A 14,504-nucleotide genomic window follows, 5' to 3' on the forward strand; every position below is an offset into this window, starting at 1 on the left:
CATGCTGTCGATCGAGAACCTCTCCGTGACGATCCGCCGGCCCGGCCGGCAGGTGGCCGCGCTCAGCGGCGTGAGCTTCGCCGTCCGGCCGGGCGAGGTCGTCGGCCTGGTCGGCGAGAGCGGCGGCGGCAAGAGCATGGTGGCCCGCGCCATCGTCGGGCTGCTGCCCGGCGGATCGCACGCCACCGGGCGGGTGCTGTTCGGCGACTCGGACGTGCTGCGCATGGACGACGCCGCGCTCGCCGCCCACCGCGGGCGGGGGGTGGCGATCTGCTTCCAGAACCCGCGCGGCGCGCTCAGCCCCACCCGCACCATCGGCAAGCAACTCGTCGACCGGCTCGCCACCCACCAGGAGATGTCCGGCGAGCGGGCCCGGGAGGCGGCGCGCGAGCTGTTCGAGGCGGTCGGCATCCGCAGCCCGCAGCGGCGGCTCGACGCGTACGCCCACGAGCTGTCCGGCGGCATGGCCCAGCGGGTGATGATCTCGCTGGCCACCGGCTGCGCGCCGGAGCTGCTGATCGCCGACGAGCCGACCACCGGCCTGGACGTGACGCTGACCCGGGAGATCCTGCGCCAGTTCCGGCACGCCGCCGACACCGACGGCCGGGGCGTACTCCTGATCTCGCACGACCTGGCGTCCATCGCGGAGGTCTGCGACCGGGTGGTGGTGCTCTACGCCGGCACCGTGGTGGAGAGCGGCCCGGCCGCGCAGGTGCTGCGGGAGCCCGCGCACCCGTACACCCGGGCGCTGCTGCGTTCGGTGCCGGACGTCGGCGGCCGGCCTGTCGTCGCCACCCCCGGCGCCATGCCGCTGCTGACCGAGGCGCCGCACAACTGCCCGTTCGTCGCCCGGTGCGCGCACGCCGACCGCACCTGCTCGTCGCGCCGCCCGGCCACCACGCCGGTGCCCGGCGGCGACGAGTGGTCGCTCGCCTGCTTCCACCCGCAGACCCGGCCGCTCGACGCCGACGTGCCGCACACGTCGCACACGCCCGTGGCGTCCGGCGCACAGCCGTCCGGCGCGGACCCGAAGCCGGCCGTGCTGGAGATCGAGGACGCGCACGTCGTCTATCGCAGCCGCTTCGGCTCCGGCGGGCACCACGCGCTGCGCGGCGTCACGCTGCGGCTCGGGCCGGGCGAGACGCTGGGCGTGGTGGGTGAGAGCGGCTGCGGCAAGAGCACCCTCGCCAAGCTCGTGATGGGCCTGGTCGCGCCCACGTCCGGCACCGTCACCGTCGCCGGGCAGGCGCTGGTCAAGCAGCCGGGCCGCGCCCGGCCGCGCGGACGGGCGCTGCGCCGGGCCCGGACCCGGGCCCAGCTCGTGTTCCAGGACCCGATCGGCTCGCTGAGCCCGCGCCGGCCCGTCGGCGACTCCATCGCCGAGCCGTTGCGCGCCGCGGGCCTGTCCCCGGCGCAGCGGGAGGAGCGCGTCACCGCCGTGCTGGACCGGATGGAGCTGGACCGGTCGATCCTGCGGCGCTACCCGCACGAGCTCTCCGGCGGCCAGGCGCAACGCATCGGCATCGCCCGCGCGCTGGTCGGCGAGCCGGACCTGATCGTCTTCGACGAGCCGACCTCGGCGCTGGACGTCACCGTCCAGGCGCAGATCCTCGATGTGATCGCCGACGTGGCGGCCGACGCGGACCGCGCCTCGGTGTTCATCTCCCACGACCTGGCGACAGTGCGCGGGTTCGCCGACCGGGTCGTGGTGCTCTACCTCGGCCGGGTCGTCGAGGAGGGGCCGGTGGACGTCGTCTTCGACACGCCCCGGCACCCGTACACCCGGGCGCTGCTGGGCAGCGCCCCCCGCCTCGGCGGGACGACCGGGTCCGACGGCGAGGCCGTCGAGCTGGTCAAGGACCTGGAGGAAGCCGACGCCGCGACCGGGTGCCCACTGGCCGCCCGGTGCCCGTTCGTCACCGACCGGTGCCGATCGGAGCAGCAGGAGCTTCAGTCGTACGGCGAGAGCCGGGCCGCCTGCTGGCGCGTTCCCGAGCTTCCCGCCCTCATCGGAAGGCAGGCTGTCACGCCATGACCCGTCGCCCCATCCGGCTCGCCGTCGACATCGGCGGGACCTTCGTGGACGCCATGGAGCTCGACACGCGCACCAACCGGGTCCGCTTCCGCAAGGCGGCGACGACCCCGGCCCGGCCCGCGGACGGTGTCCTCAACGCGATCACCGCGCTCGGCACCGACCTGTCCGAGGTGGAGCTGTTCATCCACGGCACCACCCTCGGCCTCAACGCGGTGCTGGAGCGTCGTGGTGGCCGCACCGGCATCATCACAAACGAGGGCTTCCGGGACATCTTCCTGATCGGCCGCGGCAACGTGCCGTCCGACCACATGTACGACTTCCAGTACCAGCGGCCGGAGAGCCTGGTGCAGCGCCGCTTCACCGCCGGCGTGCGGGGCCGGCTGGACTACCGGGGACGCGTGGTGGAGCCGCTGGACCCGGACAGCGTCCGGGAGGCCGCCCGCACGCTCGTGGTGGACCAGCAGGTCACCTCGATCGCCATCTGCTTCCTGCACTCGTTCCTCGACCCGAGCCACGAGCGCGAGGCCGCGCGCCTGATCCACGAGGAGTTCCCCGAGGTCAGCCTGTCGCTGTCGACCGACATCGTGCGCGAGTACCGGGAGTACGAGCGCACCAGCACCACAGTGCTGGAGGCGTACATCCGGCCGATCTTCGAGCGGTACGTGGACGAGTTGGAGGCCGGCCTGGCCGAGCGCGGCTTCTCCGGACGCTTCCTGATCATGCGGTCCGGTGGCGGCTCGATGACGAGCGCGGTCGCCAAGACCGCACCCACGCACACGGTGCTCTCCGGTCCGGCCGGCGGCATCGTCGGCGCCGCGTACGTCGCCTCCGAGCTGGGCCGGGACAACGTGCTCACGTTCGACATCGGCGGCACCTCGCTGGACGCCTGCGTGATCGAGCGCGGCAACCCGGTCGCCGCGTACGAGGCCCAGCTGGAGCACTTCCCGCTGCTCATCCCCACGTACGACATCCGTACCATCGGCGCCGGCGGCGGCTCGATCGCCTGGCTGGACCACGGCCTGCTCAAGGTCGGCCCGCAGAGCGCGGGCGCCGACCCGGGCCCGGTCTGCTACGGCCGGGGCGGCACCAGGCCGACGGTCACCGACGCCGCTGTGGTGCTCGGCTACATGGATCCGGACCGGTTCCTCGCCGGCACCATGGGTCTGCGCGACGCCGAGGCGCGGGCCGCGATCCAGGAGCAGCTGGCCGATCCGCTCGGCCTGAGCGTGGAGAACGCGGCGGCTGGTGTCTTCGACGTGCTGCTGGCCCGCACCGTCGGCGCGGTCCGGCAGATCACCGTCGAGCGGGGGCACGACCCCCGGCAGTTCGCGCTTCTCGCGTTCGGCGGGGCAGGCCCGCTGCTGGCGCCGCTGCTGGCCCGGGAGATGGGCATCGGCGAGGTGGTCGTGCCGTTCGCGCCGTCCGGCTTCTCCGCCTGGGGCATGCTCTCGGCCGACATCGTCAACGACTTCAGCCGTACCGTGATGGCCACCCTCGACGACGCCGACCTGTCGGACCTGGAGCAGCTGTTCAAGGCGGTCGAGGCCGAGGCGGTCGCGTCGCTGGTGGCGCAGGGCGTGCCCGCCGGCGAGGCGGTGCTGGAGCGGCAGTTCGAGCTGCGCTACCTCGGCCAGGAGCACAGCCTGATGGTCACCGTTGGGCGTGAGCTGGACCGCGACGCCGTCCGCGCCGCGTTCGACGAGACGCACCGCACCCGGTACGGCCACACCATGGGCAACCCGCTCCAGATCCTCAACCTGCGGGTGCGCGGCATCGGGCGCACCGACCGGCCGGAGCTGGAGACCCTGCCGCGCGGCGACGGCGACCCGTCGCAGGCGCTGCTGGCGCACCGCGACGCCTACGACTTCGGGCAGCACGCTGTGGTGCCGTTCGCGGTCTACGACCGGGCCCGCCTGGAGCCGGGCGACACCTTCGACGGACCGGCGCTGGTCGACGAGGGCACCTCCACCACAGTGGTGCCCAGCGGCCAGCGGGTCACCGTCGACGACCACGGATACCTGCTCGTCACCCTGGAGGAAGCCGCATGACCACGCTGGACGGAGCCCAGGTCGAGGTCGTCCGCAGCTATCTGCTGTCGGCGGCGGAGGAGATGCGGGCCACCCTCATCCGTACCTCCTTCAACCCGGTCATCTACGAGGTGCACGACTTCGGCCTGTCGATGTACGACGCCGACCTGCGGCTGGTCGCCGAGGCCACCGGCCTGACGTTCTTCCTCGGCGCGAACGACTTCTCGCTGCGCAAGGGCGTGGAGTACGTGGGCCGGGAGAACCTGCACCGCGGCGACGTGGTGCTGCTGAACTACCCGTACTGGAACGCGGCGCACGCCTACGACGCGACGCTGTTCGCCCCGGTGTTCCGGCCGGACGAGGCCGACCCGGACGCGGACGGCGAACTGGTCGGCTTCCTCTGCGTCCGCGCGCACTGGATGGACCTGGGCGCCAAGGACCCGGGCTACGTGCTCGACTCGACCGACATGCACCAGGAGGGGCTGATCTTCCCGGGCACCAAGGTCGTCTCCCGGGGCGAGCCGGTGCGCGAGATCCACGAGCTGATCCGCTTCAACTCGCGGATGCCGGACGCGGTGCTGGGTGACCTGCACGCGCAGATCGCCGCACTGCGCACCGGCGAGCGCCGGATGCTGGAGATCATCGAGAAGTTCGGCCGGACCACAGTGGACCAGGCGATCGAACGCATCATCGCCGACGGCGAGGCCCGTGCCCGCGCGGCGCTGGCGACGCTGCCGCAGGGCACCTGGACCGCCGAGGACTGGGTGGACGACGACGGCATCACCGACGAGCCGGTGAAGATGCGCGCCACGGTGACCATCGCCGACGGGCGCTTCATCGTCGACTTCGCCGGTTCCGCGCCGGCCACCCGCGGCCCGATCAACATGCCGTTCGGCGCGACCGAGGCGATCTGCAAGGTCGTGCTGAAGTCGCTCACCTCGCGCGACGAGCCGTCGAACGCCGGCACCGTGGCGCCGCTGGAGGTGCGGGCGGAGCCGGGCACCCTGTTCCACGCCGTCTACCCGCAGCCCACGTTCACGCTCTGGACCGGCATCGTCGCTGTGGAACTGATCCTCAAGGCGCTGGCCCAGGGCATGCCGGACCTGCTGCCCGCCTCCTCCGGCGGCGACGTGCCCGGCTTCATGATGGTCGGCCTGCACCCGGACACCGGCAAGATGTTCGCGGTCAGCAACAACGACCTGGTGGGCTGGGGCGGCACCGCGCAGCACGACGGCATGGACGCCGCCACCCACGTCTCCGGCAGCACCGGCCGGGGCACCCCGATCGAGGTCATGGAGGCCAAGACCGGGATGTTCTTCGAGCGCTGGGAGATCCGCGCGGACTCCGGTGGCGCGGGCCGGTTCCGGGGCGGCTGCGGCCTGCGGCGGGACATCCGGTTCCTGACTTCCGGCGAGTTCCTCACCGTCATCAAGAAGACGAAGAGCGCGCCGTGGGCGCTCGACGGCGGCGAGCAGCCGGAGCCGAACCAGATCGTGGTGTTCCCGGGTACCGACCGCGAGCACCGGGTGAGCACCAAGCGCACCGTGGTGGCGGCGGGTGACCGGGTCACGCTGCTGACCGCCGGCGGCGGCGGGCACGGCGACCCGGGCGACCGCGACCCCGAGGCGGTGCGGCGGGACGTGGCCGAGGGCTACGTCTCCCGGGAGGCGGCCCGGGACGTCTACGGAGTGGACGTCGATGGGTGAGCCGACGGTCGACGGGGCAACCGTCGAGGTCGTCCGCAGCCACCTCGTCTCGGCCGCCGAGGAGATGCGGGCCGCGCTGGTGCGCACCGCGTTCAATCCGGTGATCTACGAGGTGTACGACTTCGGCATCTCCATCTACGACCGGCGGTTGCGGCTGGTCGCGGAGTCCACGGGGCTGTCCCGCTTCCTCGGCGCCAACGACTACTCGCTGCGCAAGGGCGTCGAGTACGTCGGCCGGGAGAACCTGCACCGCGGCGACGTGGTGCTGCTGAACTACCCGTACTGGAACGCGGCGCACACCTACGACGCGACGATGTTCGCGCCGGTCGTCCTGCCGGACAGCGAGGAGCTGATCGGCTTCCTGTGCATCCGGGCGCACTGGATGGACCTGGGCGCCAAGGATCCCGGCTACGTGCTCGACTCCACGGACATGCACCAGGAGGGGATCATCTTCCCCGGCACGAAGGTGTACTCCCGGGGCGAGCCGGTGCCGGAGATCCACGAGCTGATCCGGTTCAACTCCCGGATGCCGGAGCTGGTCATCGGCGACCTCAACGCGCAGATCGCCGCGCTGCGTACCGGCGAGCGGCGGGTGACCGAGCTGTACCGCGACTACGGTCCGCCCGTCGTCGACGCGGTGGTCGACCGGGTGATCGACGCCGCCGCGCAGCGTGCCGGGGAGGCGGTGGCCGCGCTGCCGCAGGGCAGCTGGACCGCCGAGGACTGGCTGGACGACGACGGCGTCAGCGACGAGCCGATCCGGATGCGGGTCACCGTCACGGTCGCCGACGGCGAGTTCACTGTGGACTTCGCCGGGTCGTCCCCGGCGGTGCCCGGGCCGGTGAACCTGCCGCTCGGCGCCACCATCGCCACCTGCCGGGTCGCGTTCAAGGGCGTCACCACGCCCGGCGAGCAGACGAACGCCGGGCACTTCGCGCCCCTGCGGGTACGCGCCGAGCCCGGCACGTTGTTCCACGCGCGGTATCCGGCCGCCACGTTCACCCAGTGGACCGGCACCGTCGCGCTGGAGCTGATCCTCAAGGCGCTGGCGCAGGGCATGCCGGACGGGCTGGCCGCCTCCTCCGGCGGTGACGTGCCCGGGTTCATGATGGTGGGCCGGCACCCGGACACCGGCGACATGTTCGCGGTCAGCAACAACGACCCGGTCGGCTGGGGCGGCACGCCCCGGCACGACGGCATCGGACCGGCGAACCACCTGTGCCAGACCCAGGCGCGCAACACGCCCGTCGAGGTGCTGGAGTCGAAGACCGGGATGTTCTTCGAGCGCCTGGAGATCCGGACGGACTCCGGTGGTGCCGGCCGGTTCCGGGGCGGCTGCGGCCTGCGGCGGGACATCCGGTTCGTGACGTCGGGCGAGTTCCTGACGGTGATCAAGAAGACGAAGAGCGCGCCGTGGGCGCTGGCCGGCGGCGCACAGCCGGAGCCGAACCAGGTGGTGGTGTTCCCGGGCACGGACCGGGAGCACCGGGTGAGCACACGGCGTACCGCGGTGGCGGTGGGGGATCGGGTGACGTTGCTGACCGCCGGTGGCGGTGGGCACGGCGACCCGAGATCGAGGGATCCGGAGGCGGTACGGCGGGACGTGGCCGAGGGCTACGTCTCCCCGGGGGCCGCCCGAGACGTTTATGGAGTGATCGCGTGAGTGCCGCCTATTCGCCCGAGCAGCCGAGCGTGCTGCTCGGCAACTGCACAGTGCTGGACGCCCGCGTGGTGGACGGCATGACGCCAGTGACCGGCGCCGGGGTGTGGGTCCGGGGTGACCGGATCGCCGCCGTCGGGCCGTACGCCGAGGTGGCCGAGCAGGCGCGGGCCGCCGGCCGGCTGACCGAGGTGGACCTCGACGGCGCGTACCTGACGCCCGGCCTGGTCAACATGCACACCCACTTCTCGCTGTCGCTGCCCGGCTCCGGGGGCGACGGCGTCAAGGGGATGGGCTCGTACGACCTCGCCCACTACATGGCCGACGGCGCGCGGCGCACGCTGCACTCCGGCGTGACCACAGTGCGCTGCGTGGCCGAGAAGGACCACGCCGACTTCGCGCTGCGGCGGGCGATCAACGCCGGGCGCGTGCCGGGTCCGCGCATCTACACCGCCGGCCGGGCGCTGGTGTGCACCGGCGGGCACGGCCACGAGAGCAACGACACGCTCGAGTGCGACGGCCCGGTGGGCTTCCGCCACGGCGTGCGCAGCCAGATCAAGGCCGGCGCCGACCTGATCAAGGTGATGATCTCCGGCGGCATCGCCGGTGAGCACGAGAGCATCCACACGCCCCAGCTGTTCGCCGACGAGATGAGCGCGGTGATCGAGACGGCGCACGCGTGGGGCCGCAAGGTCACCGCGCACGCCGGGCCGGCCGAGGTGATCGGCGCGGCGGTCGAGCTGGGACTGGACTGTGTGGAGCACGGCTACCAGCTCACCCCGCAGGTCGCGGCGCGGATGGCCGAGCGCGGCACCGCTCTCGTGCCGACGCTGCTGGTGACCCGCTGCAAGGAGTTCTTCGACGAGCTGGGCGTGCCGGAGTGGATGCAGTGCCGGTCGCTCGGCGCCGGCCCCCGGCACCTGGAGAGCTTCGACATGGCGATCGCCGCCGGGGTGGAGGTGCTGCTGGGCAGCGACATGCCCCCGTTCTGGGAGTTCGAGGGCACCACCGCCTCGATCCGGGAGCTGGAGTACATGTCCGAGCGGATCGGCACCGCACGGGCCATCCACGCCGGCACGCTCGGCCCGATCCGGTGGCTCGGCGCGGAGTCCGACCTCGGCACCGTCGAGGCCGGCAAGCTGGCCGACCTGATCGCGACCGACGCCGACCCGCTGGCCGACACCTCGGCGTTCCGGGACGTGCGGTGGGTGATGAAGGGCGGGCAGATCGCCCGCGACGACCGCAACCAGGAGGAGACGCGATGACGTTCGCGGATTCAGGCGCGGCGGCGATCGCCGCCGGCATCGACGACATGTACGACGCGTTCCTCGCCGGGGACCAGCAGCGGTTCGACACGCACCTGCACCCCGACGTGACCACCTGGGAGACGCACCTGCCGGGGCCGCTGCGGACCCGGGCCGAGCTGGACGAGTACCGCGCCCGGCGGGACGCCGCGGGTCAGCGTCCCCGGCTGGCGGTGCTCGCCGCGCGGGACAAGCGCATCGACGTGTGGGACGACTTCGGCGTGGCCCGGTACGAGCTGATCGCGCAGCTCGGCCCGGACGACGCGCCGGAGGTCACCCGGGTCACCGACGTGGTGCGCCGGATCGACGGCCGCTGGGTGATCGTGCACCATCACGCCGAGCTGGTCCGGGAACCGGTGGGCGCGGCATGATCCGGCGGCTGGTCGCCGGGCGGACCGGTGAGCCGGCGGACGTGCTGTCGGTCGCCGAGCTGCCCGACGACCCGCCGCCCGCCCCCGGTGAGGTACGGCTCGCCGTCCGCACGGTGGGGCTGAACTTCCTGGACGTCATGCTCTGCCGGGGCGAGTACCCGGTGCGGCCGGACCCGCCGATGACGCCCGGCGTGGAGACGGCCGGCCGGGTCGTCGCCGCCGGTGCCGGAGCGGAGCACCTGCTGGGTCGGGAGGTGCTCGCCTGCCCGGCGCTGCCGCGCGGCGCGCTCGGCACGACGGTGACAGTGGACGCCGCGGTGGTGGTGCCGCGGCCGTCCGCTATCGACCCGGTGACCGCGGCGGCACTGCCTGTCACCTACCAGACGGCGTGGTTCGCGCTGGAACGCGCGGGGGCCACCGCCGGGCAGACCGTCCTGGTGCACGCCGGTGCGGGCGGGGTGGGCATCGCCGCGATCCAGCTCGCCGTCGCCCGGGGCGCCCGGGTCCTCGCCACCGCGGGTGGCCCGGCCAAGACCGCTATCTGCCGCGACCACGGCGCCCAGGTGGCGATCGACTACACGGCGGAGGACTTCGTGCCCGCGGTGCTCGCGGCCACCGGCGGGCGCGGCGTGGACGTCGTGGTGGACCCGGTGGGCGGCGACGTGTTCGCCCGTACCTGGGACTGCCTGGCGTTCGAGGGCCGCCTCGTCGCGGTGGGCGCGGCCGGTGGCGCACCACCGCCTGTCGACCCGCTGCGGCTGATGGCGGCGAACGCGACGCTCGTCGGCCTCTCCTGGGGCTCGCAGTACCCGTGGCAGCGGGCCAGCGCCGTCGAGTCCGCCTACCAGGAGCTGTTCGACATGTGCGCCTCCGGCGCGGTCCGGCCGCCGGTCAGCCGCGTCGTCTCGCTGGACGAGGCGCCCGCGGCGCTCACCGAGCTGGCCGAACGCAGGACCACCGGCAAGATCATCGTACGGATCGACGAGGGGGAGGGACCGTGAGCGACAGCGACGGCGACATGGAGATCTACGACCTGAAGGTCACTGTCGACCGGATCGAGGGCCGGTCGGTGTGCGGCATGGCCGTGGGCGACCACTTCGAACTGACGAACAGCGCGCACCTGCGGCTGCCCGAGGGAAAGCACTTCTGCGTGTACGCGCTCGCCTCGGTGCTGCCCTTCCTCGCCGCCAAGCAGCGTGACCTCGCGCCGGGTGACTGGCTGGCCCAGGACTCCCACTTCATCTGCCCGGACCCGGAGGAACGGCTCGTCATGAAGGTGGAACGGACCTGCCGGCGCACGATGAACTCGGCGGACCTGACATGACAGTCGAGATCGGACTCGGCCTGCAGAGCGACAAGCCGGCCGGCGCCTACGCCCGGCTGGCCCGCGCCGCCGAGGCGCACGGCTTCGACGTGCTCACCGTCTTCGGCGACCTGATGTACCAGCCGCCGATCTTCCCGCTGCTGGAGATGGCGCAGGCGACCGAACGGGTACGCCTCGGCGCGGCCTGCCTGAACCCGTACTCGATGGCGCCGTACGAGATCGCCGGTCAGCTCGCCGCCCTGGACCTGGCCTCGCACGGGCGGGCCTACCTCGGTTTGGCCCGGGGGACCTGGCTGGGCGCCGTCGGCCTGCCGCAGCCGCGGCCGCTGACCACCATCGAGGAGGCCGTCCAGGTCGTCTACCGCCTGCTGCGCGGCGACCGGACCGGCTTCACCGGAAAGGTCTTCTCGCTCGCCCCCGGCACCGCGCTGCGCTACGACGTGCGGCGGCCCGACCCGCCGCTGCTGCTCGGCGCCTGGGGCCCGCAGGGCGCGGCGCTGGCCGGGCGGATCGCCGACGAGATCAAGGTGGGCGGCAGCGCCAACCCGGACATGGTCCCGGTGATCCGCGAGCGGCTGCGGACCGGCGCGGAGAAGGCCGGGCGCGACGTCGCCGACGTCGGCATCGTGCTCGGCGCGGTCACAGTCGTCGACACCGACGGCGAGGCGGCCCGCGCCAAGGCCCGTACCGAGGTGGCCATGTACCTCGCCGTGGTGGCGGAGCTGGACCCGACCGTCGAGATGCCCGACGACCTGGTCAAGCGCGTCGGCGACCTGGTCGACGCGGGCGAGGACGAGGCGGCGGGCCGGCTGATCCCGGACGACGTGCTCGACCGGTTCGCCTTCTCCGGCACCCCGGAGCAGGTCGCCGCGCAGGCCCAGGCGCTCATCGACGCGGGCGTACGCCGGGTCGAGTTCGGCACACCGCACGGCCTGACCGACGAGCGCGGCGTGGACCTGCTCGGTTCCGCCGTTCTGCCCCTGCTGCGCAGGTGAGTCCGGTGCGGCTCACCGTCGTTGCCGGTCCCGGCCTGGTGGCCGACACCGCGCTGCTGGCGTCGCTCGTCACCACCACCTGCGCGGAGCTGGACGTCGTCGGCGAGGTCGTCGCCGCCGCCTCGGCCGGCGAGATGCGCTCGTTGCTCGCCGCGCCGGACCAGCCGGTGGTGGTGCTTCCCGGCCCCACACCAGCGGCCCGCGCGCTGATCGGCGCGCAGCCGCCGCACGCGGTCTGGTACGACCTCACCGTCGAGACGGCGGTCCCCGGCGCGGTCCACCTGGCGGGCCGGGGACTGTGGGGCGTGGCGTGGGCGATCCGGCACGCCGTGCACCGCTTCCGCGCGCCGGCCGACCGGATCGCCTACGGTCCCGGCCCGGAACAGTGGGGCGACCTGCGACTGCCGTCGGCTCCGGGTACCGGGCCGGCGCCGGTCGCGGTGCTGCTGCACGGCGGCTTCTGGCGATCGATCTGGGGCGCGGACCTGATGGACGCCCTCGCCGTCGACCTGGCCGACCGTGGCTACGCGTCCTGGAACCTGGAGTACCGGCGCCCGGACCGGCACGGCTGGGACGCGACCGCACAGGACGTCGAGGCCGGCATCACCGTGCTGCGGGACCTCGCCGCCGACCGGCCGCTGGACCTGGACCGGATCGTCGTGCTCGGCCACTCGGCCGGCGGGCAGCTCGCGCTGCGCGCCGCGGCCGACCTCGCCGGGCGTGCGAGCGGGCCACGTGTCGCGCTGGCGGTGTCGCTGGCCGGGGTCCTCGACCTCACCGAGGGCGAGCGGCGCTTCCTCGGCGACGGCGCGATCTCCGCGGCCCTGGGCGGCTCACCGGCGACAGCGCCCCGGCGGTACGCCGAGAGCGACCCGATGCTCCGGTTGCCGGTCGGTGTCCCGACCCTCCTCGTGCAGGGGACGGCGGACAGTCTCGACCTGGTCGACGCCAACCGGCGCTACGCCGTGGCGGCAGCCGACGCGGGCGACGACATCCGGTACCTCGAACAGCCGGGGGACCACTTCGCCGTGATCGACAGCGGCGCGGACATCTGGCACGCCACCATGACCGCGATCGACGGCTGACCATCCGGCGCCTGCTCCGGGCTTGTTCACCGGTGTGAACAAGCCCGGAGTTCGGCGTGCCTCAGAACAGGCGGGGCGTGACCACCGAGACCACTGTCGTCACCGAGTCGGTGTCGTTGTACATCTGGTGCGGCACCGACGAGCGCAGGTGCACGCTGTCGCCCGGGCACAGCCGGTGCTCCACGCCCTCGACCTCGTAGAGCAGCTCACCGGAGATGACGTAGGCGAACTCCTCGCCCCGGTGGCCGTACGCGTTCTCCCGGCGCCCGCCGGGCGCGATGTGCACGAGCATCGGCTCCAGCACCAGGTCCGGCCCCCGGTCGGAGAGCATCCGGTAGGTCTGCTGCCCGGACACGTACTGGGTGGCCGACGTTTCCGCCCTGGTCAGCGTGAAGTGCCGGGGAAGCGGGGAGACGTTGCTGTCCGGCGCGCCGTTGCCGGCGTCGAAGAAGTCGGCCACCGAGCGGTCCAGCGCCTTGGCGACGCTGCCCAGCGCGGTCAGGCCGATCGAGGAGATGCCGCGCTCGACCTGGGACAGGAAGCCGATCGACAGGCCGGAGCGGGAGGCGAGGCCGCGCAGGGTGAGCCCGCGCTCCTTGCGGTACCGCCGGATCCGGGCGCCGACCAGGCCCGCCGGGGTGCTCTCGTCCGCGGCGCCACCGGGGGCGGCCTGCTCCGACGGCGGCTGACTGTCCATGGACCGCACGAGGACCTCCTGTTGCGGTGGCGGGGGATCCGCCCGGGATGTTCGATCCTATCGAACATGCCGCCCCTGTGCGAGGGGGAGGCACGGCATTTCCCGTCCGCTTCCGCCATGTCTTCCCTGGTGGACGGGGGGCGGCGCCAGCCGGCAGGCTGGCGCCGCGACACCCGGTGGGTCAGCCGGCGCGGCGCAGCCGGCCCATCATGCCGTTGAGGTCGTCGACGAACTGCTCGTGGCGGAAGTAGTGCCCGCCGGGGACCTCCCGGCCCTCGTGCGGGATGCCCGCCCGGGCGAGCAGGCTCCGGAACTCACGCTGGCCCGCCAGCACCTGGCTCTCGTTCGCCGTGTCGAACCAGTTGATCGGGTCGGGGGACGTGCCGGCGACCAGGAAGATCCGCTTGTTGCGGTAGCTCTCGATGCGCTGCACCGGGTTGTCCATGTTCACCCGGGCCTCGTCCCACAGGGGCGCACCGTAGACGGTCCCGCCGCCGAGGTCGAGCGCGGCCGAGGTGGCGTTCGCCCAGTGCACCACGAGACCGAAGTCCCGCCGCAGACTCGCCGGGCCGGAGTGGGCGCTGACCGAGCAGAAGTGGCCGTAGTACTTCGCGGCGTACTTCAGCGCGCCGAAGCCACCCATCGAGAAGCCGGCGACGGCGCGGCCGTTGTACTCGGCGAAGGTCCGGAAGTTCGCGTCGATCCAGGGCAGCAACTGGGCGATGTGGAAGGTCTCCCAGTTGCGCGGCCCGGTGTTGCTGCTGACCGGGTTGCTGTACCAGCCGGTGGAGGCGTCCGGCATGACCACGATGACCTCGCGGCCGGCGGTCAGGTTGATGATGTTGTCCTGGAGGTGGAACGTGCGGAAGTCCTGTTGGCCGCCGTGCAGCAGGTACAGCACCGGGTAACGCTTGCGGCTGGTGTGGTAGCCGTCGGGCAGCAGCACGTTCACCGCCGGATCCCACTCGATCGCGTCGGTGGCGAAGCGGTAGTACTGCAACCGGCCGCCGTTCTCGTTGCGGCCGACGATGCGCAGGCCGAACCCGTCGACGGCGGCCGCGCTCGCCGCGGACGGCGCGGTGAAGGCCCCGGCCAGGGCGCCGGTCGCCGCGACCGCGGCGGCGCCGGTGAGCAGGCGGCGGCGGCTTACGGTGGGGGGAGTGGTCCGGTCGTGCGACATGAATCCTCCTGGGAGTCGATGGGGGTCAGAGTGTGGTTTCGCCGGTGAGGCCGAAGTAGTCGTGCCATTTGGTGGAGGGGCTGAATGTGGTGCCGGTGGACAGGGCGACGTAGATGTCGT

At 73.0% G+C, this 14,504-nt stretch carries 12 protein-coding genes; 10 read left to right on the forward strand and 2 right to left on the reverse strand.

Annotated elements, in window-relative coordinates:
• Position 1: 1 nt before the first annotated feature.
• The 10 genes from AB0B20_RS17495 to AB0B20_RS17540 are packed head-to-tail and all read left to right on the forward strand — an operon-like array spanning position 2 to position 12,507.
• The gene (locus tag AB0B20_RS17495; RefSeq protein WP_357385872.1) at positions 2 to 2,035 is read left to right on the forward strand and encodes a dipeptide ABC transporter ATP-binding protein; all 2,034 of its coding nucleotides are present in this window, start codon (positions 2 to 4) and stop codon (positions 2,033 to 2,035) included.
• Positions 2,032 to 4,083: a hydantoinase/oxoprolinase family protein gene (locus tag AB0B20_RS17500; protein WP_357385844.1), complete on the forward strand. Its 2,052-nt coding sequence runs from the start codon at positions 2,032 to 2,034 to the stop codon at positions 4,081 to 4,083. The genes AB0B20_RS17495 and AB0B20_RS17500 overlap by 4 nt, the downstream gene beginning before the upstream one ends.
• Complete coding sequence (locus AB0B20_RS17505) at positions 4,080 to 5,768, forward strand: hydantoinase B/oxoprolinase family protein (RefSeq protein WP_357385846.1); 1,689 nt, start codon at positions 4,080 to 4,082, stop codon at positions 5,766 to 5,768. The genes AB0B20_RS17500 and AB0B20_RS17505 overlap by 4 nt, the downstream gene beginning before the upstream one ends.
• Positions 5,761 to 7,431 carry a hydantoinase B/oxoprolinase family protein gene (locus AB0B20_RS17510; protein WP_357471736.1) on the forward strand — a complete coding sequence of 557 codons (1,671 nt, stop codon included), beginning with the start codon at positions 5,761 to 5,763 and terminating at the stop codon, positions 7,429 to 7,431. Before AB0B20_RS17505 ends, AB0B20_RS17510 begins: the two co-directional genes overlap by 8 nt.
• The gene (locus AB0B20_RS17515) at positions 7,428 to 8,693 is read left to right on the forward strand and encodes an amidohydrolase family protein (protein ID WP_357385850.1); all 1,266 of its coding nucleotides are present in this window, start codon (positions 7,428 to 7,430) and stop codon (positions 8,691 to 8,693) included. The genes AB0B20_RS17510 and AB0B20_RS17515 overlap by 4 nt, the downstream gene beginning before the upstream one ends.
• Positions 8,690 to 9,103: a nuclear transport factor 2 family protein gene (locus AB0B20_RS17520; RefSeq protein WP_357385852.1), complete on the forward strand. Its 414-nt coding sequence runs from the start codon at positions 8,690 to 8,692 to the stop codon at positions 9,101 to 9,103. The genes AB0B20_RS17515 and AB0B20_RS17520 overlap by 4 nt, the downstream gene beginning before the upstream one ends.
• Positions 9,100 to 10,104, forward strand: coding sequence for a zinc-binding dehydrogenase (locus tag AB0B20_RS17525; RefSeq protein WP_357385854.1), 1,005 nt, complete (start codon positions 9,100 to 9,102; stop codon positions 10,102 to 10,104). Before AB0B20_RS17520 ends, AB0B20_RS17525 begins: the two co-directional genes overlap by 4 nt.
• Positions 10,101 to 10,427, forward strand: coding sequence for a TIGR04076 family protein (locus tag AB0B20_RS17530; protein ID WP_151500654.1), 327 nt, complete (start codon positions 10,101 to 10,103; stop codon positions 10,425 to 10,427). The genes AB0B20_RS17525 and AB0B20_RS17530 overlap by 4 nt, the downstream gene beginning before the upstream one ends.
• Positions 10,424 to 11,422, forward strand: coding sequence for an LLM class flavin-dependent oxidoreductase (locus AB0B20_RS17535; RefSeq protein ID WP_357385856.1), 999 nt, complete (start codon positions 10,424 to 10,426; stop codon positions 11,420 to 11,422). The genes AB0B20_RS17530 and AB0B20_RS17535 overlap by 4 nt, the downstream gene beginning before the upstream one ends.
• A 5-nt stretch (positions 11,423 to 11,427) precedes the next feature.
• Positions 11,428 to 12,507 (forward strand): alpha/beta hydrolase, encoded by a 1,080-nt coding sequence (locus tag AB0B20_RS17540; protein ID WP_357385858.1) that lies wholly within the window; start codon positions 11,428 to 11,430, stop codon positions 12,505 to 12,507.
• 61 nt (positions 12,508 to 12,568) lie between these two features.
• On the opposite strand, the gene AB0B20_RS17545 is transcribed toward AB0B20_RS17540, so the two are convergent.
• Together AB0B20_RS17545 and AB0B20_RS17550 are read right to left on the reverse strand one after the other, a co-directional pair.
• Positions 12,569 to 13,204 carry an XRE family transcriptional regulator gene (locus AB0B20_RS17545; protein WP_357385874.1) on the reverse strand — a complete coding sequence of 212 codons (636 nt, stop codon included), beginning with the start codon at positions 13,202 to 13,204 and terminating at the stop codon, positions 12,569 to 12,571.
• Positions 13,205 to 13,385: 181 nt separating this feature from the next.
• A complete protein-coding gene (locus AB0B20_RS17550) occupies positions 13,386 to 14,384 on the reverse strand; it encodes an alpha/beta hydrolase-fold protein (RefSeq protein WP_357385860.1) in 999 nt (332 codons plus the stop codon).
• Positions 14,385 to 14,504 lie beyond the last annotated feature (120 nt).

The organism is Micromonospora sp. NPDC049151, assembly GCF_040648395.1.
In the GTDB taxonomy this organism is placed as follows: Bacteria; Actinomycetota; Actinomycetes; order Mycobacteriales; family Micromonosporaceae; genus Micromonospora.